General features: G+C 67.8%; 18 protein-coding genes. 10 read left to right on the top strand and 8 right to left on the bottom strand.

What is annotated here, in order from left to right; all coding sequences use genetic code 11:
• Positions 1-6: 6 nt before the first annotated feature.
• The gene (locus V6X63_RS03085) at positions 7-579 is read right to left on the bottom strand and encodes an SHOCT domain-containing protein (protein WP_367967116.1); all 573 of its coding nucleotides are present in this window, start codon (positions 577-579) and stop codon (positions 7-9) included.
• 160 nt (positions 580-739) lie between these two features.
• Between V6X63_RS03085 and V6X63_RS03080 the strand changes: the two genes are divergently transcribed.
• Positions 740-1,345 carry a superoxide dismutase gene (locus V6X63_RS03080; RefSeq protein ID WP_367978069.1) on the top strand — a complete coding sequence of 202 codons (606 nt, stop codon included), beginning with the start codon at positions 740-742 and terminating at the stop codon, positions 1,343-1,345.
• Here the strand turns inward: V6X63_RS03080 and V6X63_RS03075 are convergent.
• The 5 genes from V6X63_RS03075 to metH all read right to left on the bottom strand — a co-directional run bounded on the left by V6X63_RS03075 (position 1,302) and on the right by metH (position 9,004).
• Positions 1,302-2,006: a polysaccharide deacetylase family protein gene (locus tag V6X63_RS03075; RefSeq protein WP_367967114.1), complete on the bottom strand. Its 705-nt coding sequence runs from the start codon at positions 2,004-2,006 to the stop codon at positions 1,302-1,304. The genes V6X63_RS03080 and V6X63_RS03075 overlap by 44 nt on opposite strands.
• Complete coding sequence (locus tag V6X63_RS03070; protein ID WP_367978068.1) at positions 2,003-4,258, bottom strand: sulfotransferase; 2,256 nt, start codon at positions 4,256-4,258, stop codon at positions 2,003-2,005. Before V6X63_RS03070 ends, V6X63_RS03075 begins: the two co-directional genes overlap by 4 nt.
• A gap of 40 nt (positions 4,259-4,298) precedes the next feature.
• Positions 4,299-4,619 carry an HPF/RaiA family ribosome-associated protein gene (locus V6X63_RS03065; RefSeq protein ID WP_367978067.1) on the bottom strand — a complete coding sequence of 107 codons (321 nt, stop codon included), beginning with the start codon at positions 4,617-4,619 and terminating at the stop codon, positions 4,299-4,301.
• A gap of 39 nt (positions 4,620-4,658) precedes the next feature.
• Positions 4,659-5,240, bottom strand: coding sequence for an invasion associated locus B family protein (locus V6X63_RS03060; RefSeq protein WP_367978066.1), 582 nt, complete (start codon positions 5,238-5,240; stop codon positions 4,659-4,661).
• Between the two features lie 62 nt (positions 5,241-5,302).
• The gene (gene metH, locus V6X63_RS03055; protein ID WP_367978065.1) at positions 5,303-9,004 is read right to left on the bottom strand and encodes a methionine synthase; all 3,702 of its coding nucleotides are present in this window, start codon (positions 9,002-9,004) and stop codon (positions 5,303-5,305) included.
• A gap of 89 nt (positions 9,005-9,093) precedes the next feature.
• On the opposite strand from metH, the gene V6X63_RS03050 reads away from it, so the two are divergent.
• Together V6X63_RS03050 and V6X63_RS03045 are read left to right on the top strand one after the other, a co-directional pair.
• Positions 9,094-9,459, top strand: coding sequence for a hypothetical protein (locus V6X63_RS03050; protein WP_367978064.1), 366 nt, complete (start codon positions 9,094-9,096; stop codon positions 9,457-9,459).
• The gene (locus V6X63_RS03045; RefSeq protein ID WP_456242977.1) at positions 9,443-10,288 is read left to right on the top strand and encodes a M48 family metallopeptidase; all 846 of its coding nucleotides are present in this window, start codon (positions 9,443-9,445) and stop codon (positions 10,286-10,288) included. The genes V6X63_RS03050 and V6X63_RS03045 overlap by 17 nt, the downstream gene beginning before the upstream one ends.
• Here the strand turns inward: V6X63_RS03045 and purU are convergent.
• A complete protein-coding gene (purU, locus tag V6X63_RS03040; protein WP_367967108.1) occupies positions 10,281-11,150 on the bottom strand; it encodes a formyltetrahydrofolate deformylase in 870 nt (289 codons plus the stop codon). The two genes, V6X63_RS03045 and purU, sit on opposite strands and share 8 nt — an antisense overlap.
• On the bottom strand, positions 11,150-12,817 hold the full coding sequence (gene ettA, locus V6X63_RS03035) for an energy-dependent translational throttle protein EttA (protein ID WP_367978063.1): 1,668 nt from the start codon (positions 12,815-12,817) through the stop codon (positions 11,150-11,152). The genes purU and ettA overlap by 1 nt, the downstream gene beginning before the upstream one ends.
• Positions 12,818-12,934: 117 nt before the next feature.
• On the opposite strand from ettA, the gene glyA reads away from it, so the two are divergent.
• The 7 genes from glyA (at position 12,935) to nusB (ending at position 18,601) form a co-directional block, all read left to right on the top strand.
• Complete coding sequence (gene glyA / locus V6X63_RS03030) at positions 12,935-14,200, top strand: serine hydroxymethyltransferase (RefSeq protein ID WP_367967106.1); 1,266 nt, start codon at positions 12,935-12,937, stop codon at positions 14,198-14,200.
• Between the two features lie 9 nt (positions 14,201-14,209).
• Entirely contained in the window at positions 14,210-14,695 is a 486-nt protein-coding gene (gene nrdR / locus V6X63_RS03025) for a transcriptional regulator NrdR (RefSeq protein WP_367967105.1), read from the top strand.
• A 29-nt stretch (positions 14,696-14,724) separates the two neighbouring features.
• Complete coding sequence (gene ribD, locus V6X63_RS03020) at positions 14,725-15,807, top strand: bifunctional diaminohydroxyphosphoribosylaminopyrimidine deaminase/5-amino-6-(5-phosphoribosylamino)uracil reductase RibD (RefSeq protein ID WP_367967850.1); 1,083 nt, start codon at positions 14,725-14,727, stop codon at positions 15,805-15,807.
• Positions 15,808-16,464, top strand: a complete 657-nt coding sequence (locus V6X63_RS03015) for a riboflavin synthase (protein WP_367967104.1) — start codon at positions 15,808-15,810, stop codon at positions 16,462-16,464.
• A 2-nt stretch (positions 16,465-16,466) separates the two neighbouring features.
• Positions 16,467-17,621, top strand: a complete 1,155-nt coding sequence (gene ribB / locus V6X63_RS03010; RefSeq protein WP_367967103.1) for a 3,4-dihydroxy-2-butanone-4-phosphate synthase — start codon at positions 16,467-16,469, stop codon at positions 17,619-17,621.
• Between the two features lie 69 nt (positions 17,622-17,690).
• Entirely contained in the window at positions 17,691-18,152 is a 462-nt protein-coding gene (ribH, locus tag V6X63_RS03005; protein ID WP_367967102.1) for a 6,7-dimethyl-8-ribityllumazine synthase, read from the top strand.
• Positions 18,149-18,601, top strand: coding sequence for a transcription antitermination factor NusB (nusB, locus tag V6X63_RS03000; RefSeq protein WP_367967101.1), 453 nt, complete (start codon positions 18,149-18,151; stop codon positions 18,599-18,601). Before ribH ends, nusB begins: the two co-directional genes overlap by 4 nt.
• Positions 18,602-18,610 lie beyond the last annotated feature (9 nt).

Here is an 18,610-nt window from a genome sequence, read left to right as displayed (position 1 = left end):
CCGCCTTCAGTAGGCCTCGTCGAGGACCTGCTGACGGAGCTGATCATACTCGGACTGATTGATCAGGCCGCGCTCCAGGAGCGCATCGAGCTCCTCGAGCCGCGCGGTGAGCGAGTCGGCGGATGCCCCCGCACTGCCGCCGCCCGCACCGTCGCCGCTGCTGGCGGGCATCCGCTCGGCAAAGGCCTTGCCGGTGAGCTGGAACATCCGCTCGTCGCACATGCCCCGCTCGAAGACATCACCCGTGCCGAGGATGTAGAGATAGTCGGCGTCGCGCTTCACCGCCTCGTCGCGGAGTTTGCGGATGGTCTCCTCAACGGCGCCGTGGCGGCCGGAGGGGATGTCGCAGTCGGCGCGGCTGTAGCGCGTGAACTGCCCGAGGCTGAGGTAGTCGTTGCCCGGTGGCTCCGTGCTCACGATCAGCGACGGTGAGCTCAGCGACTCGGTCAGCGCCGTGCCGGCGTCGGCCGCTTCCTCGGCGGATTCCTCAATGGCGGTGACGCTGTTGCCCGGCATCATGCCGCAGGCGGACAGGGCGAGGCTGGCGGCGAGTATGGGCAGGGCTTTGCGGACGGTCATCGGCGACTCCGGTCGATATGAATTCATTACTGCGCGAAGTATTGCTGATGAGGGCGGCGATTGGCCAGTCCGCTATGGCCAAAACCGGACTGAAAGGGTACGGTTTGCCCCGTTGAATCGAGCCTTTTTCTGTCACCGAAAACCAGCAAAGGAGACCCTCATGGCCTTCACGCTACCGGATTTGTCCTACGACTATGATGCCCTGGACCGCTCCATTGATGCCCGCACAATGGAGATCCACCACACCAAGCATCACAACACCTACGTCACCAAGCTGAATGATGCGGTGAACGGCACCGACCTCGAGGGCAAGCCGCTGGAGGAGCTGCTCACGGGTATCTCCGCGCTGCCGGTCGGCGTGCGCAACAACGGCGGAGGCCACTATAACCACTCGCTGTTCTGGAAGATGCTCTCGCCCGACGGCGGCGGTGCGCCGGACGGCGCCGTGGCGGATGCCATCAACGAGGCCTTCGGCTCCTTCGACAGCTTCCGCGAGACCTTCACCAACGCGGCGCTGGGTCGCTTCGGTTCCGGCTGGGCCTGGCTGATCCACACGCCGGAGGGGCTCAAGGTCACCTCCACGCCCAATCAGGACAACCCCATCATGGATGTCGCCGAGGAGCGTGGCACGCCGGTCCTGGGCATCGACGTCTGGGAGCATGCCTACTACCTGCGTTACCAGAACCGCCGTCCGGACTACGTCGAGGCGTTCTGGGACGTGGTCAACTGGGACGAGGTGAACCGCCTGCTGGCGGACGCGGGCTGAACCGCACCAGATCCCGTCGCATCGCTCCCGCCAGCGGGAGCTGCGCATCCCGGGGATGCAACCCGATGCGCACTCCCGCCCGCGGGGCGCGGGCCCGGTTGACGGCGTTGCTGACCTGCAGCGCCCGATACTGCAGCCCGTTACCCGCCTCGTAGCCGAGTAATGCCCGATAGCGCCAGCGCCCGCTGGTCACCGAGTAGATCCCCCGCATCGTCTCGATGGAGTCAAACGGCTGCTCGTCGAGCCGGGCTCGGGGAACGGCGCCGAGCGCCCACGCGGGCGGCACATAGAGCGTCGGCGACGCCAGTCCCCGCGCCCCGAACCAGTCATGGCAATCGCGCATGAGCGTGAGGATGCCCTCGGCGTCCAGCGCCAGGTGCTCCGCGACGTCGCGCGAGATGAATGCCCCATGCAGCCGGTGCCAGAGGCCGCCATAGCGGGTGATGCGATGCCGCCAGCCATGGCCCGCCAGCTCATGGCCATCGTCCTGCCAGCGCCGCAGCGTCTCGATACCATCGTGATCCCAGCCCGCGCCGGGCACCACCAGCAGCACGGGTGGCGGCCAGCCGCAGTCATGACACAGTTCGATGAGTGCCTCGACCTGCGGGAGCGTGTCCGGCATGACATCGTGGATACTCAGGTGAACGGCGGCTCGACTCATGGCTGGATGAGCGCCATCCACTCATCGATGCACTGGCGCGCCATCCGCGCGCTGCACGCGCGGGCGGCCCGCGCACGGGCCTCGAGTTCATCAGGCGACCGGGCGAGGACCTCGCCCAGTGCCGTCGCGACGGTCTGTCGGCCATCCATGACCAGCAGGCCATCGGCGAGCTCCGGCCAGTCGGTGATCCCGCAGCCGGGCGAGACCAGCGTCAGTCGGCCACGCACCATGGCCTCCAGTGCCACCGTACCAAACGCCTCGACCTGCGAGGGCAGCACCAGCAGGTCGCTGTCATCGAGCATGCCGAGCAGGCGACCGCGGTCGAGCCAGCCGACATACTCCAGGTTCCCGAGCCGCGCGGCGGCGGCCTCCACCTCGCCGCGCAACGGGCCATCCCCGGCGATGCGGAAGTCGAGTCCGGGTTGGGACTCGGCGGCCTCGATGACGGATTCCACGCGCTTTTCCGCCGCCAGGCGGCCGACGAAGAGGACCCGCCGGGGGGGTATCTGCAGTGGCGCCAGAGGCGCTTCGAGGAAGTCCCGGGGGATGGGGGTGTTCACCCGGATCGCATGATGGGCGCCCTTTTCCCGGGCGAGCTGGTGCATGTGGGCGGAGTTGCTGACCACCACACCGGCGCGGCGGAAGAGGATACGGTTGATGCCGCGCATCGCCAGGCGGTTGAGGGCGCCGCGCAGGCGCCCCCAGTAAAGTCCGGCCAGGGCCTCGTAGTCGGTATGCAGGCCGAAGATCAGTCGCGCCCCCAGGCGCCGGGCCATGAGTCCGGCGAGTACGCCATAGGGTCCGGGCGTGGCGACGATGATCACCTCCGGGGCGGCGTCCGCAATGATCCGGCGGAGCGCACCCGGCGAGGGCAGGGCGATGCGCTGGGTGGCATCGCCGGGCAGCGCGGTTTCGTGCCAGTGCGGAATTGATGCGCCTTCGCTGCCGTTGGCGATCAGTCGGATGGCGGCGACCCGGGTGTCGAGGTGGGCCACCAGGTCGCTGTAGTAGGTGCCCACGCCATTGCGCTGGGGTGCGGCGTCGGAGACCACCACCACGCGCAGTCGATGAGCAAGCGGCGTCTGTCGGCCCGCGGGGGTGACGACGGTGGCGGCAAAATCGAAGGCCGACCGGATGTCGGCGAAGTCGGCGGCGACCTGCTCGTCGTCGAGGCCATAATCGGCGAGATCGTGCCGGTGGCCGGAGCGATGGGTCCGGGCCCGGGCGTCCAGGGCATCGAGTCGTTCGGCGAAGGCGGTGCCGAGCGGCAGTCCCAGATGGGCATAGACCTCGCGGATCGCCTCGGCCAGCCCCTGGCGCTGTGCGCCGAGGGGCAGGAATACCGAGCGATCGCCGGCCCGCGCCGGCAGCACCGAGAGCAGGTTGCGGTAGCCGAACTGCAGTTGCGCGAGCATCCGCCGGGTCAGCTCGTCCTGATGGATCGGGCCGTGCAGTGCCCGCAGGCCCGGGCCGAGGCTGGAGAGCTGTGAGGAGACCACCTCGGCTGGATCGCGCAGGCAGGCGACGACCCGGGCATCCGGAAAGGCCTCGAGCAGGCTGGCGGCGAGGGTGGCATGGCTGGCGTTCTTGGCCAGGTAGGTGCGCTCGGTGCCGTGAAAGTACAGATGCCGCTGAATGACCCGACGGTACTGGCCCATGAGGCGTCTGCGCTCGTCATCGGCAAGGGCGATGTCGCCGCGGCCGAGCCGCCAGAGCCGGTCGCTGTCGGGGAAGGCCACCACGAGGATGAAGGCCGAGAGCTGCGGTAGCAGGCTGAGATAGTCCTCCTCCGGGGCATGCAGGCTCATCGGGTGCGCATCGGTGAGCGGCGCCAGCCAGCGGCGGTTGAGCCAGCCGGCGAGCCGGCGCAGGGGGCGGCCCAGGCGGCGATCCGCGCGGGCGAGTCCGCGCCAGAGATGGCGATGGGTGATGGACGGGGCGAGCAGGCACTCCCAGGTGCGCTGCGTGGTGAACTGATGATCCTCGGCAAGCGCCTCATGCAGGGCCGTGGTGCCGCTGCGCGGCACACCGAGGATGAAGACCGGTTGCTGCACCGCGACCCGGCGATAGCCCCGGAAGAACAGTTCGTCCAGCCACAGGCCGAGCCAGTAGTAGAGCAGCACCCACGGCAGGATCAGCGCCAGGCCCAGGTTGACGGCCCAGCGCCGGGGCCCATTACGCAGCAGCCCCTGACGGCGGGGCAGCAGACCGGATCCGATCAGGCCGAGGGCATCGGCGAGTACCCTCAACATTCAGCCAGTCTGCCCCGCCTTCATGACCATTGGATGTCGATCAGTGCGGGCGCTTGCGGTCGTTCTTGCCGAACTGGTTGGCGAGCGCCCGGTCGAGCTTGCCGGCGGCCTGATGCGAGGCGGTGTAGGCGTCCTCGGCCAGGGCCTCGGCGACGATGGGATCCATGCCACGGGGGTGTGCCTCGAGCAGGCAGTGGATGTCGCGGCCGCCCTTGTTCGCGTTGTCGTCCTTGAAATGGGCCTCGATGCGCGTCAGACGCTCGCCGTGCTTGCGCTCCAAGGGCTCGAGCTTGTGCTGGAGGTGGTCACGCAGCGCATCGGAGAGCTGGACGCCATCGCCCGGGTTGATGATGAGTTCCATATCGGCTCCTGATCTCCTTGTCGGTGGGTTGGGGCCGGTCTATGGCTGGCTGGCCTGCAAGTCATCCAGCGCCGCGCTGAAGCCGAGCAGCGACATGGGAATCTCGACGTTGCGGCCCTGGGGATCGACGATGGTCAGCACAGCCTCGGCACCGGCACGCATCTGACCGATCAGCGCCTCGCCGAGTTCGATATCGGCCCGGCAGCCGCTGCCCAGACAGAGCTGGACGGGGAACTGGATCGGCTCGTTGTCATCGACCTGCAGGCGCACACCCGGCGGCAGCCGCATGCCCAGCGGCAGGTTGAACAGCGCCACCGGCTGACTGGCCTCCTGGGGGTAGCCGATCACCACCTCCAGCACGGTCTGCTCGGTCTCCTGTTCGCTCACCTGCTGGTACATCTCGCAGAATTCGCCGGCGCCGAAGGCATCCGCCGGGGCGGGCTGACAGCGCACGACCCAGTTCTGGTGGCGGGCGCGGATTTCCGCCTGCGGCCGCTCGCCCTGGGGCTGGAGCGCGGGCTCGGTGCTGTTCGACTGGGCCATGGCCGTGCCGGCGGTGCAGGCCAGGGCCAGGGCCAGCAGTGCCACAATCGGGGCCAGTGGGCGGGTGACTGCCGTCATGGTCTACCTCGGTTGTCCTTGGGTGGAGTGGTCAGTCTGCCGGACTGCCGCCGTCATGCAAGTCAGTCGTCGTCGGGTTCGTAGCCAAGGTTGGGGGCGAGCCAGCGCTCGACCTCGCGGACCGACAGGCCCTTGCGTTCGGCGTAGTCCTCGACCTGGTCGCGATAGATGCGACCGATGCCGAAGTAACGGCTGTCGGGATGGCCGAGATACCAGCCCGATACCGCGGCGGTGGGGAACATCGCCCGGCTCTCGGTGAGGCGCAGGCCGATGCGCTCCTCGACATCCAGCAGCGCCCAGAGCAGGTCCTTTTCGGTGTGATCCGGGCAGGCCGGATACCCCGGTGCCGGCCGGATGCCGCTGTACTGCTCGTCGATGAGCGCGGCGTTGTCGAGCTGCTCGTCGGGCTGATAGCCCCAGTATTCCCGGCGGACGCGCTGGTGGAGCATCTCCGCGAACGCCTCGGCCAGGCGGTCGGCCAGCGCCTTGACCATGATCGAGTTGTAATCGTCGTTATCCGCCTCGAAGCGGCTCACGGGCTCGTCGATGCCGATACCGGTGGTCACCGCGAAGGCGCCCATCCAGTCGGGCAGGCCGCTGTCCCGAGGCGCCACGAAGTCGGCCAGTGACTGGTTGGGCCGGCCCTCGGGCTTTTCGTTCTGCTGGCGCAGATGGTGCAGCGTCGTCAGCACCTCGCGGCGGTCCTCGTCGGTGTAGAGTTCCGTGTCATCCCCCACGGCGTTGGCCGGGAACAGGCCGTAGACGCCGCGGGCGGTGAGCCAGCGCTCGGCGACGAGCTGATCGAGCATCTCCAGGGCGTCGGCATGCAGCTTGCGCGCCTCCTCGCCGACCACCTCGTCATCGAGGATTTTCGGATAGGAGCCGGCGAGCTCCCAGGCATGGAAGAACGGCGTCCAGTCGATGTACTCGACGAGTTCCTCCAGGGCGGGCTCGACGATATGAATGCCAGGCCGCTGTGGCTGGACGGGCCGCCAGCCGCTCCAGTCCACCGGGGTGCGGTTCTCGCGCGCGGCCTCGATGCCGAGCCATTTCTGGCGGCGTTGGCGGCCGGCATGCTGCTTTCGCACCCGCTCGTACTCGCTGCGGATCCCGGCGGCGAACGCCTCATAACGCGTATCGCTGACCAGGTTGCTGGCCACGCCCACCGCCCGTGAGGCGTCCTTTACGTAGATCACGTCGCCGTCGTAGCGCGGATCGATCTTGACCGCCGTGTGCACCCGCGAGGTGGTGGCGCCACCGATCAGCAGCGGGGTTTCCATGCCCCGGCGCTGCATCTCCTTGGCCACGTTGACCATCTCGTCGAGCGATGGGGTGATCAGACCCGACAGGCCGATGACATCGGCCCTGTGCTCGATGGCGGCCTCGAGGATCTGCTCGGCGGGCACCATGACGCCCAGGTCGGTGACCTCGAAGTTATTGCACTGCAGGACCACGCCGACGATGTTCTTGCCGATGTCGTGGACGTCGCCCTTGACCGTGGCGAGCAGGATGCGACCGGCGGGTTCGTCGTCGGTATTGCCGCTCGCCGCCTTCTCCTCCTCGATATAAGGCAGGAGATAGGCCACGGCCTTTTTCATCACGCGGGCGGATTTCACCACCTGGGGCAGGAACATCTTGCCCTCGCCGAACAGGTCGCCGACGACGTTCATGCCGTCCATGAGCGGGCCTTCAATGACCTCGATGGGGCGCTCGAACTGCTGGCGGGCCTCCTCGACGTCCTCGTCGGTGTAGTCGGCGATGCCCTTCACGAGGGCATGCTCGAGGCGCCTGGCGACAGGCTGCTCGCGCCAGGCGAGATCCTCTTCCTTTTTCTTGCCGCCCTGGCCCTTGTAGCGCTCGGCGAGATCCAGCAGCCGCTCGGTGGCGTCCTCGCGACGGGCCAGGACGACATCCTCGACGTGATCGCGCAGCTCCGGGTCGATGTCGTCATAGACCTCGAGCTGGCCGGCGTTGACGATGGCCATGTCGAGCCCGCTGCGGATCGCGTGATACAGGAAAACCGAGTGCATCGCCTCGCGCACCGCGTTGTTGCCGCGGAACGAGAAAGACAGGTTGGACAGCCCGCCACTGACCTTGGCGTAGGGGAGGTTGTCCTTGATCCAGCGGGTGGCGGCGATGAAGTCCACCGCATACCGATCGTGCTCGGCGATGCCGGTGGCGACCGGGAAGATGTTGGGGTCGAAGATGATGTCTTCGGCCGGATAGTCGACCCGTTCGGTGAGCAGGCGGTAGGCGCGCTCGCAGATCTCGATGCGCCGCCCGTAGGTATCCGCCTGGCCCTGCTCATCGAAGGCCATGACGACGACGGCGGCGCCGTGGCGCTTGAGGTCGGCGGCCTGCTCGAGAAACGGCGTCTCACCCTCTTTCAGGGAGATGGAATTGACCACCGACTTGCCCTGGATGCACTTCAGCCCGGCGATCATCGCGTCCCACTTCGACGAGTCGACCATGACCGGTACCCGGGCGATGTCGGGTTCGGCGGCCACCAGCTTGAGGTAGTTCTCCATGGCCTCGGTGGCATCGAGCATGCCCTCGTCCATGTTGACGTCGATGATCTGCGCCCCGCCATCAACCTGTTCCCGGGCCACCTCGAGGGCGGTGTCGTAATCACCCTCCTTGATCAGGCGCTTGAAGCGCGCCGAGCCGGTGACGTTGGTGCGCTCGCCGATGTTCACGAAGAGGCTTTCTTCGCCGATGTTGCAGGGCTCCAGGCCCGAGAGCCGCATGGCCCGCTCGGGCTCGGGGATGGGCCGCGGAGGCAGGCCGGCCACGGCCTCTGCCAGGGCCCGGATGTGCTCGGGCGTGGTGCCGCAGCAGCCGCCGATGATGTTCACGAAGCCGCTCTCGGCGAACTCCTTCATGATCTGTGCCATGAATTCGGCGGAGTGGTCGTATTCGCCGAATTCGTTGGGCAGCCCGGCGTTGGGGTAGACGGTGACGTAGGTGTCCGCCACCCGGCTGATCTCCTTGACGAAAGGCCGCATCAGATCGGCGCCCAGCGCGCAGTTCAGCCCCACCGTGAAGGGCCGGGCGTGGCGCACCGAGTTCCAGAACGCCTCGGTGGTCTGGCCCGAGAGCGTTCGCCCGGAGGCGTCGGTGATGGTCCCGGAGATCATTACCGGCCAGCGCTCGCCGCGGTCCTCGAACAGCCGTTCGAGCGCGTAGATCGCCGCCTTGGCGTTGAGCGTGTCGAAGATCGTCTCGATGAGCAGGATGTCCGCGCCGCCCTCGAGCAGTCCTTCGGCGGCCTCGCGATAGGCGGTGACCAGCTCGTCGAACGTGACGTTGCGCTTGCCCGGATCGTTGACGTCCGGCGAGATGGACGCCGTGCGGTTGGTCGGGCCGATGGCGCCGGCGACGAGGCGCGGGCGGCCGGGGTCTTCGGCCTCGAATTCATCGCAGACCTCGCGGGCGATGCGCGCGGCCTCGACGTTGATCTCCCGCGCCAGGTGCTCCATGCCGTAGTCGGCCTGGGCGATGGTAGTCGCCGAGAAGGTGTTGGTCTCGACGACGTCGGCGCCCGCCGCCAGGTTCTCGCGATGGATCTCGGCGATGATTTCCGGCCGGGTGAGGACCAGCAGGTCATTGTTGCCGTTGAGATCCTTCGGGTGCTCGGCGAAGCGCTCACCGCGGAAATCAGGTTCGGCCAGCTCGTACGACTGGATCATCGTGCCCATGGCGCAGTCGAGCAGGAGAATGCGCTCGGCGAGGGCCTGATGCAGTCGGTCAATGCGCTGCGACATTCGCGGCGGACTCCGTTTGCCATCGATAAACCCGTCATTATACGGAATATGGCGGTTTACCCCAGTGAGCGGGGGTGCATAATACAGCCATGGATTCCTGGCCGCGGCGCTTCATCGCCTACTGGTTCGCGCTCTGGCACCTGCGCCAGCCGCCGCTCGCGACGGCGTCGGCGCAGGAGCGGGCGCGCTGGTGCCGGGATCACTGCGGCACCTTCGCCGGGCGCTGGTTCGCCCTGGGCGCCGGGCTGTGGCTGCTGTTCAGCACCCCGTTCACCTCCTTCGCGCCGCTGGGCATCATCGGCATTCTCGGCCTGGTGATGGGCATGTGGCATATCGCCTGGCAGATCCTCGCCCAGGGGCGTGCCGGGCCGCCGCCCATCGAGCCGCCCGCCGAGTTTCCCCGGCCCGACGCGGAGCGTGACGAACCGTCGGATCGTGATGATGACAAGCCCTGACAGGCCAAGCCGCCGGCGCGCCGCACGTGCCCTGCGGGTCACCCTCGTCCTGGCACTGGCCCTGGTGGTGGCGGCCTGCGCGACATCGCCCACCGGTCGCTCGCAGTTGCAGTTCTTCCCGGCATCACAGATGCGCAGCATGGGTGTCGAGGCCTACGGCCAGATGAAGGCGAACGAGCCGGTCATCGAACAGGGGCCGGTGGTGGACTACGTCGAGTGCGTGGCCGACGCCATCATCCCGCAGGTGCCGGCGGAGTACGCCGAGAACGGCTGGGAGGTGACGGTCTTCGATAGTGAGCAGATCAACGCCTTTGCGCTGCCGGGCGGCAAGATCGGGGTCTACACCGGGCTGCTGGCGGTCGCCGAAAACCAGGATCAGCTCGCCGCGGTGATCGGCCATGAGATCGCCCATGTCATGGCCGAGCATGCCAATGAGCGGATGTCCACGCAGTTCGCGACGACGGTCGGCCTCGGGGCGCTGCAGGTGGCCGCCGGCGATGACCCGGAGCGCCAGGAGTTGATGGCGGTGCTCGGCGTGGGCGCGCAGGTGGGCATCCTCCTGCCGTTCAGCCGGCTGCACGAGTCGGAGGCCGACGAGATCGGCCTGGATCTGATGGCGCGCTCCGGCTTCGATCCCGAGGCCAGCGTGGCGCTATGGCGCAATATGGCGGAGGCCAGCGGCAACGGGCCACCGGCGTTCCTCTCCACGCACCCTTCCCGCGATCAGCGCATCGATGACCTGCAGGCCGCGATGCCGCGGGCGCTCTATCTCTACGAACAGGCCGTGGAGGCAGGCCGGCGGCCGGACTGTCAGCGCCCGCCTAGCTGAAGACGATGGTGCGGTTGCGGTAGACCAGCGTCTGGCGCTGGATATGCGCCCAGACGCCACGGGCGAGCACGAGCTTTTCCAGATCCTGTCCCTTGCGCACCAGCTCGCCGACGGAATCCCGGTGGGTGATGCGGGTGACGTCCTGCTCGATGATGGGGCCGGCGTCGAGATCCTCGGTCACGTAGTGGCTGGTGGCGCCGATGATCTTCACCCCCCGGGCATGGGCGGCATGATAGGGCCTGGCGCCGGCGAAGGCGGGCAGGAAGGAGTGGTGGATGTTGATGATCCGCTGCGGGAAGGCCTCGATGAGCCGCGGGCTGACGATCTGCATGTAGCGCGCGAGGATGACGAGATCAATGCCGTTTTCCTCCAGCAGCGCGATCTCCCGCGCCTCCTGCTCGGCCTTGGTCTCCGGCGTGATGGGGAAGCAGTGAAAGGGCAGGCCGAACTGCTCCGCCACGGGGCGCAGCGTGTCGTGGTTGCTGATGATCAGCGGGATCTCCACCGGCCACTCGCCGGACTGCCAGCGCGACAGCAGATCGTAGAGGCAGTGCGACATGCGGGAGACGAACAGCGCCATGCGCAGCGGGCGAGCATCGTCGTGGAGCTGCCACGTGGCCCGGAAATCGTTGGCGATGGCCGTCTCGAAGGCCGCGCCAAAGCCCGCCGTGTCCAGGCCGAAGCCGTCCAGTTCCCATTTGACGCGCATGAAAAACACGCCCTCGGCGCGGTCGACATGCTGGTCGAGGTCGATGATGTTGGCGCCGTGCCCGGCCAGGAACCGGGTCACGGCCGCCACCACGCCCGGGCGGTCCGGGCAGTGCATGAGGAGGGTCGCGGTCTGCGCGCCGGGCCCGCCCATCAGCCGGCGAGCCGCCGGTACTTGATGCGGTGCGGGTTGAGCGCGTCGTCGCCCAGGCGCTTGCGCCGGTCGGCCTCGTACTCCTGGTAGTTGCCCTCGAAGAAGGTCACCTGGCTGTCACCCTCGAAGGCGAGGATGTGGGTGGCGATGCGATCCAGGAACCAGCGGTCATGGGAGATCACCATGGCCGAACCGGGGAAGACCAGCAGGGCCTCCTCGAGCGCGCGCAGGGTCTCGACATCGAGGTCGTTGGTGGGCTCGTCGAGCAGCAGCAGGTTGCCGCCACGCTGCAGCAGCTTGGCCAGATGCACGCGGTTGCGCTCGCCCCCCGAGAGATCGCCGATGCGCTTCTGCTGATCCTGGCCCTTGAAGTTGAAGCGCCCCACGTAGGCCCGTGAGTTCACCTCGTACTTGCCCACCTGGAGGATGTCATGGCCGCCGGAGATCTCCTCCCAGACGGTCTTGCCGTCGTCGAGGTGGTCGCGGCTCTGGTCGACATAGGCGAGATCCACCGTCTCGCCGAGGCGCAGGTCGCCGCCGTCGGGCTGTTCCTGACCGACGATCATGCGGAACATGGTCGTCTTGCCGGCGCCGTTGGGGCCGATGATCCCGCAGATGCCGCCGGCGGGCAGCGTGAAGGAGAGATCCTCGACGAGGAGATGGTCGTCGAACCCCTTGCGCACGCCATCGGCCTCCACCACGACGTTACCGAGGCGCGGGCCCGGCGGGATGTAGATCTCGTTGGTCTCGTTGCGCTCCTGGAATTCCTTCGACTGGAGCTCGTCGAACTGCTTCAGGCGCGCCTTGCTCTTCGACTGGCGGCCCTTGGGGTTGGAGCGCACCCACTCGAGCTCGGCCTGCATGGCCTTGCGGTGGGCGGCCTGCTCGCGGGCCTCCTGCTCGAGACGTTTTTCCTTCTGCTCGAGCCATGAGGAGTAGTTGCCCTGCCAGGGGATGCCGTGGCCGCGGTCGAGCTCGAGGATCCAGCCGGCGACGTTGTCGAGGAAGTAGCGGTCATGGGTGACGGCGACGACGGTGCCGGGGAATTCGGCGAGGAAGCGCTCCAGCCAGGCCACCGACTCGGCGTCAAGATGGTTGGTGGGCTCATCGAGGAGCAGCATGTCGGGGTTGGAGAGCAGCAGGCGGCAGAGCGCCACGCGCCGGCGCTCACCACCGGAGAGCCGGGTGACGTCGGCCTCCCAGGGCGGCAGGCGGAGCGCCTCGGCGGCCTGGTCGAGCTTGCGCTCCAGATCCCAGGCGTCGGCGGCGTCGATCCTGTCCTGCAGCTTGCCCTGCTCGGCCATCAGCGCCTCGAAATCGGCGTCCGGATCGGCGAATTTCGCCGAGACCTCATTGAACTGGTCGATCAGCGCCTTGGTTTCGGCCACGCCCTCTTCAACATTGCCCCGGACGTCCTTCGCGGGATCGAGTTCGGGTTCCTGGGAGAGGTAGCCGATATTGATCCCCGGCTGTGGCCGGGCCTCGCCCTCGATGTCGGTGTCGATGCCGGCCATGATCCGCAGCAGCGTGGACTTGCCCGCGCCGTTGAGGCCGAGCACGCCGATCTTGGCGCCGGGGAAGAATGATAGGGAGATATCCCGAAGGATATGCTTCTTGGGCGGGACGACCTTGCCGACCCGATTCATGGTGTAGATGTATTGTGCCATCCCATCAGTCTACGAACTCTGGGGCGCGGAGAGAAGCGCCGGCGGCAATGCATGGAGAAGCGGTTTCCGCTATAATTGACGGTTTCCACGATCCGCCCGCCATGATGAGGGACAGGCATGTATTCCACCGACATGACCGTTGCCGGATTCGACCCGGAGCTGGCCGACGCCATCGATCAGGAGCGTCATCGCCAGGAAACGCATATCGAGCTCATCGCCTCCGAGAATTACGCCAGCCCGCGCGTGCTCGAGATGCAGGGCAGCGTGCTCACCAACAAGTACGCCGAGGGCTACCCGGGTAAACGCTACTACGGCGGTTGCCAGTATGTGGATATCGCCGAGAACCTGGCGATCGAGCGGGCCAAGGCGCTGTTCGGCGCGGCCTACGCGAACGTGCAGCCGCACTCCGGCTCCAGCGCCAATCTCGCGGTCTTCATGGCGCTGGCGAGTCCCGGCGATACCCTGCTGGGCCTCAGTCTGGATCATGGTGGCCATCTCACCCACGGGGCGAAGCCGAACTTCTCGGGCAAGATCTACAACCCCGTGCAGTATGGCGTGACCTCGGATACCGGCGAGATCGACTATGCCGAGGTCGAGCGCCTGGCGAAGGCGCATCGGCCGAAGATCATCGTCGCCGGTTTCTCGGCCTATTCGCGCATCATCCACTGGGCCCGCTTCCGCGCCATCGCCGACGAGGTCGGGGCCTGGCTGGTGGCCGACATGGCCCATGTCGCCGGTCTGGTGGCGGCCGGCGTCTACCCGAGTCCGGTGCCCTATGCCGATGTCGTGACCACGACCACACACAAGAGCCTCCGCGGCCCCCGCGGCGGCCTGATCCTCGCCCGGGAGAACCCGGACGTGACCAAGAAGCTGCAGTCGCTCATCTTCCCGGGCACGCAGGGTGGGCCGCTCATGCATGCCATCGCCGGCAAGGCGGTCGCGTTCCGCGAGGCGCAGGATCCGGATTTCCGCATCTACCAGGAACGGGTCATCGCCAACGCGCGGGCCATGGCAAAGACCGTCATGGAGCGCGGCTACGACGTGGTGTCCGGCGGCACCGACAACCACCTCTTCCTGATGAATCTGGTGAGCAAGGGGCTGACCGGGAAGGCGGCGGACGCCGCCCTCGAGGATGCCCACATCACGGTCAACAAGAACACCGTGCCCAACGACCCTCAGTCGCCGTTCGTCACCTCGGGGCTCCGGATGGGCACGCCGGCGATCACCACACGGGGCTTTGGCGAGGGCGAGAGCCGCGAGCTGGCCGGCTGGATCTGTGACGTCCTCGACGACATCGAGGACGATGCGGTGCGGGCCCGCGTCCGCGATCAAGTGACCGACATCTGCACGCGTCACCCCGTCTATGAGGCCCTGCAGGGCTGACAGGGCGGCATGCGCTGTCCCTTCTGCCAGACGCAGGATACGCGGGTCATCGACTCGCGGCTCGCCAGCGAGGGCGATCAGGTACGGCGTCGGCGTGAATGCGTTGGCTGCGGGGAGCGGTTCACCACCTATGAATCCGCCGAGCTCGTCATGCCCCGCGTGGTCAAGCGCGACGGCACCCGTGTGCAGTTCGACGAGCTGCGCCTGCGAACGGGCATGATGCGGGCGCTGGAGAAGCGCCCGGTGGCCACCGAGGCGGTGGAGGCCGCGCTCAACCGGATCCGGCAGCGCATCCAGGCGCTCGGCGATGGCGAGGTGGCGGCGAGCACCATCGGTGAATGGGTCATGGAGGAGCTGCGTGAGCTCGACCAGGTGGCCTACGTGCGCTTCGCCTCGGTCTACCGAAGCTTCCAGGACGTCAGTGCCTTCCGCGAAGTCATCGAAGGACTCGAGGACCCCGATGCGCCACGGATGAACAATGGTGAGCGCTCTTGAGCGATTTCAGTGCCGCCGACCACGCCTGGATGGCGCGGGCGCTGCAACTGGCGGAACGCGGGCGCTGGACCTGCGACCCCAATCCGCGCGTGGGCTGTGTGCTGGTGCGCGATGGCGAGTGCATCGCCGAGGCCTGGCATACGCGGGCCGGTGAGGCCCATGCCGAGATCCTGGCGCTGCGCGCCGCCGGTGGCGACACCGCCGGTGCCACCGCCTATGTGACCCTCGAGCCCTGCAGCCACTACGGGCGCACGCCGCCCTGTGCCGATGCGCTGATCGAGGCCGGTATCGCGCGGGTGGTGGCCGCCGCCACTGATCCCAACCCGCGGGTGGCCGGCCGTGGGCTGGATCGCCTGCGCGAGGCGGGAGTGGCCGTCACGGCGGGGCTGATGGCCGAGCAGAGCGAGCGCCTCAACCCGGGATTCTTCCGTCGCATGCGCGCCGGGCTGCCCTATGTCCGGGCCAAGCTCGCCGCGAGCCTCGACGGCCGCACGGCGATGGCCTCGGGCGAGAGCCGCTGGATCACCAGTGAGGCCGCCCGCCGCGATGTCCACCGCTGGCGCGCCGGCAGCGGCGCGATCGTCACCGGGGTGGATACGGTGATCGCCGATGACCCGCAGCTCACCGTGCGCGATGTCGAGGCGGATTTTCTGCCGCCACGCCGCGTGGTGATGGATACCGACCTGCGCACGCCGCCCGACGCCGGGCTGCTCGCCGACGAGCGCGGCGTGGTGCTGATTCATGGCGGCACGATGCCCGCCCGCGAGCCCGACCTGGTGCATGCCGGCGCCGAGCTCTGGCATGTCGCCCCGGGCGAGGACGGCCATGTCAGTCCGACAGCGGCGCTGGAGGCGCTGGCCGGGGTCGAGATCAACGAGGTATGGATGGAGGCCGGCCCCCGACTGACGGGTGCCTGGATCCAGGCCGGGGTGGTGGATGAGTTGATCGTCTACCTGGCACCGCATCTGATGGGCCATGAGGGACGCCCGCTGCTGTCCCTTGCCGGGCTCGAGGTGATGGCCGACCGCCTGCCGCTTACCTGGATGGATCAGCGTCGTGTGGGCGAGGACCTGCGCCTGACGCTGCGTGTCCGCGAACCCGAGGAGGTGTGAATGTTCACCGGGATTATCCAGGCCACCGGGACGCTGCGGGAGAGTCGCGAGACAGGCGGCGACCGGCGGATGCGTTTCGATGCCGAGGCCCTCGATCTGCGGGCGGTGGCCGTGGGTGACAGCATTGCCGTCAACGGCTGCTGCCTGACCGCCGTCGAGGTGGATCCCGCGGGGTTCGCGGCGGATGTCTCGCTGGAGAGCCTGGCGCGGACCACCCTTGGACGCCTGACCCCCGGCGACCGGGTCAACCTGGAGACGGCGCTGACGCTGTCCACGCCGCTTGGCGGGCATCTGGTCAGCGGCCATGTCGATGGCGTCGGTGAGGTGGTCTCGCGCACGCCCGACGGCCGTTCCGAGCGCTGGCGCTTCCGGGCACCGGACGCCCTCGGCCGCTATATCGCCGAGAAGGGATCGATCGCCATCGAGGGCATCAGCCTGACGGTCAACCGTGTCGAGGGTGCCGAGTTCGAGGTCAATATCGTCCCGCATACCTCGGCGGTGACCACGCTGGGCGAATACGGGCCGGGCCAGTCGGTCAACCTCGAGGTGGACCTGGTGGCGCGTTATCTCGAGCGTCTGATGCAGGGCGGCGAGGGCATTAACCGCGGCGGAGTGAGTGAGGCGCTGCTGCGGCGCAGTGGATTTCTTGAGGACTAGGCATGGCATTCAATTCGATTGAGGAAATCATCGACGAGCTCAGCGCGGGGCGCATGGTGCTCATGCTCGATGACGAGGATCGCGAGAACGAGGGCGATCTGCTGATGGCCGCCTCCATGGTGCGCCCCGATGATGTCAACTTCATGGCCCGCTACGGGCGGGGCCTGATCTGCCTGACACTCACCCGCGAGCGCTGCGGGCAACTGCGTCTGCCATTGATGGTCTCCGGAGCCGGCGACCATCAGGGGACCCGGTTCACGCTCAGCATCGAGGCGGCGCAGGGTGTCACCACCGGCATTTCCGCCGCGGACCGGGCCCGCACCATCCAGGCGGCGGTCTCGCCCCAGGCGACGCCCGAGGACATCATCCAGCCGGGGCATGTCTTTCCGCTCATGGCGCAGCCCGGCGGCGTTCTCACCCGTGCCGGGCACACCGAAGCGGGCTGTGATCTGGCCCGGCTCGCCGGTTTCGAGCCAGCGGCGGTCATCGTCGAGGTCCTCAACGAGGACGGCACCATGGCGCGGCGCGACGATCTGCTCGCCTTTGCCCGCGAGCATGACATCAAGATCGGCACCGTCGCGGATCTGATCGCCTACCGCATCCGCAACGAGCGCACCGTGGAGCGGGTCGCCGACTGCGAGCTGCCGACCGAGTACGGCCGCTTCCACCTCTACGCCTATCAGGACACGGTGGATGGCGCGCTGCACTTCGCGCTGCTGCGCGGACGCACGGATCCGGAGACGCCGGCGCTGGTCCGGGTGCAGATTGAGAACACGCTGGCCGACCTGTTCGGTGCCACGGCGCCGGATCAGACCTGGTCGCTGCGTGAGTCGCTCGCCGAGATCGGGGGCAGCGAGGTGGAGCCGGCCTGTCTGCTGATGCTGCGTCGCGCCGATGATCGAGACGAGGTGCTCACACGCATGCGCGAGTTCGAGGCGCTCTCCCAGAGTGGCGAGATGACGCCGGAGCCGCGGGAGTCGAGCGAGGAGAGCCAGGCCCTGCGCACCTATGGCATTGGTGCACAGATCCTCACCGATCTGGGCATCCGGCGCATGCGCGTGCTCTCCACGCCCAAGATCATGTATGGCCTCTCCGGCTTCGGCATGGAGGTGGTCGATTACGTCCAGACCGCGAGCGGGGCCGAGCCGTCGGCCTGATCGGCGGTTTCCTCGGGGCGTACGGCGGTTTAGGCTTGCGTCCGTCCACAGAATGACAACGGTACGAACATGAAGACCCTCGAAGGTGATTTCACGGCCAATAACGCGCGGGTCGCGCTGGTGGCTACTCGTTTCAACGACTTTATCGTCGATTCGCTGGTGGGCGGCGCCCGGGATGCGCTGGTCCGCCATGGCGTGGCCGACGAGTCGCTGACCCTGGTCCGGGTCCCCGGCTCCTGGGAGCTGCCGCTGGTCGCCGACCGGTTGGCGGCCTCCGGCGACTACGATGGCATCGTCGCGCTGGGCTGCGTCATCCGCGGGGGGACGCCGCATTTCGAATATGTCGCCGGTGAATGTGCCAAGGGGCTCGGCCAGGTCAGCCATCAGCACGGCGTGCCGGTGGCCTTTGGCGTACTCACCACCGACAGCATCGAGCAGGCCATTGAGCGGGCTGGCACCAAGGCGGGCAACAAGGGCGCCGAGGCGGCCATGTCGCTGCTCGAGATGATCAGTCTCCTGCGTCGTCTGTGAACCGCGCCAAGGCCAACCGGAGCAGGGCGCGGGCTCGCCGGCGCGTGCTCCAGGCGCTCTATCAGTGGCAGTTGACGGGCCAGGATCCGGCCGACATCCAGCGGCAGTTTCTCGGCGAGCACCGTCTGGGCCATATGGACCTGGACTACTTCTCGGAGGTCTTCCGCGGCATCACCGATGATGCCGACAGCCTCGATGCGGCCTTCGACCGATACCTGGACCGCCCGGCAGCCAATCTCGACCCGGTGGAGCGCTCGCTGCTGCGCCTGGGGACCTACGAGCTGCGCGAGCGCCTCGAGGTGCCCTATCGCGTGTGCATCGACCAGGCGGTGGAACTGGCCAAGGCGTTCGGCGCCGAGCAGAGCCATCGGTATATCAACGGCGTGCTCGACCGCGTCGGGCGGGATCAGCCGCTGCGTGCCGCCGAGCTCAAATCCCGCCGGCGCTGATCGGTGGGC

This window comes from Spiribacter onubensis, from assembly GCF_040838425.1.
GTDB lineage: Bacteria > Pseudomonadota > Gammaproteobacteria > Nitrococcales > Nitrococcaceae > Spiribacter > Spiribacter onubensis.
This window is presented reverse-complemented; position numbering and strand designations above follow the sequence as displayed.

Excerpts from the sequence above, each read along its gene's own strand:
- V6X63_RS03015 (WP_367967104.1), top strand. The coding sequence starts at position 15,808 with ATGTTCACCGGGATTATCCAGGCCACCGGGACGCTGCGGGAGAGTCGC.
- ribB (WP_367967103.1), top strand. The coding sequence starts at position 16,467 with ATGGCATTCAATTCGATTGAGGAAATCATCGACGAGCTCAGCGCGGGG.
- purU (WP_367967108.1), bottom strand. The coding sequence starts at position 11,150 with ATGGGCGGGCCCGGCGCGCAGACCGCGACCCTCCTCATGCACTGCCCG.
- V6X63_RS03045 (WP_456242977.1), top strand. The coding sequence starts at position 9,443 with ATGATGACAAGCCCTGACAGGCCAAGCCGCCGGCGCGCCGCACGTGCC.
- glyA (WP_367967106.1), top strand. The coding sequence starts at position 12,935 with ATGTATTCCACCGACATGACCGTTGCCGGATTCGACCCGGAGCTGGCC.
- V6X63_RS03075 (WP_367967114.1), bottom strand. The coding sequence starts at position 2,006 with ATGAGTCGAGCCGCCGTTCACCTGAGTATCCACGATGTCATGCCGGAC.
- V6X63_RS03085 (WP_367967116.1), bottom strand. The coding sequence starts at position 579 with ATGACCGTCCGCAAAGCCCTGCCCATACTCGCCGCCAGCCTCGCCCTG.
- ribH (WP_367967102.1), top strand. The coding sequence starts at position 17,691 with ATGAAGACCCTCGAAGGTGATTTCACGGCCAATAACGCGCGGGTCGCG.
- ettA (WP_367978063.1), bottom strand. The coding sequence starts at position 12,817 with ATGGCACAATACATCTACACCATGAATCGGGTCGGCAAGGTCGTCCCG.
- metH (WP_367978065.1), bottom strand. The coding sequence starts at position 9,004 with ATGTCGCAGCGCATTGACCGACTGCATCAGGCCCTCGCCGAGCGCATT.
- nrdR (WP_367967105.1), top strand. The coding sequence starts at position 14,210 with ATGCGCTGTCCCTTCTGCCAGACGCAGGATACGCGGGTCATCGACTCG.
- V6X63_RS03050 (WP_367978064.1), top strand. The coding sequence starts at position 9,094 with ATGGATTCCTGGCCGCGGCGCTTCATCGCCTACTGGTTCGCGCTCTGG.
- V6X63_RS03060 (WP_367978066.1), bottom strand. The coding sequence starts at position 5,240 with ATGACGGCAGTCACCCGCCCACTGGCCCCGATTGTGGCACTGCTGGCC.
- ribD (WP_367967850.1), top strand. The coding sequence starts at position 14,725 with ATGGCGCGGGCGCTGCAACTGGCGGAACGCGGGCGCTGGACCTGCGAC.
- V6X63_RS03065 (WP_367978067.1), bottom strand. The coding sequence starts at position 4,619 with ATGGAACTCATCATCAACCCGGGCGATGGCGTCCAGCTCTCCGATGCG.
- V6X63_RS03080 (WP_367978069.1), top strand. The coding sequence starts at position 740 with ATGGCCTTCACGCTACCGGATTTGTCCTACGACTATGATGCCCTGGAC.
- V6X63_RS03070 (WP_367978068.1), bottom strand. The coding sequence starts at position 4,258 with ATGTTGAGGGTACTCGCCGATGCCCTCGGCCTGATCGGATCCGGTCTG.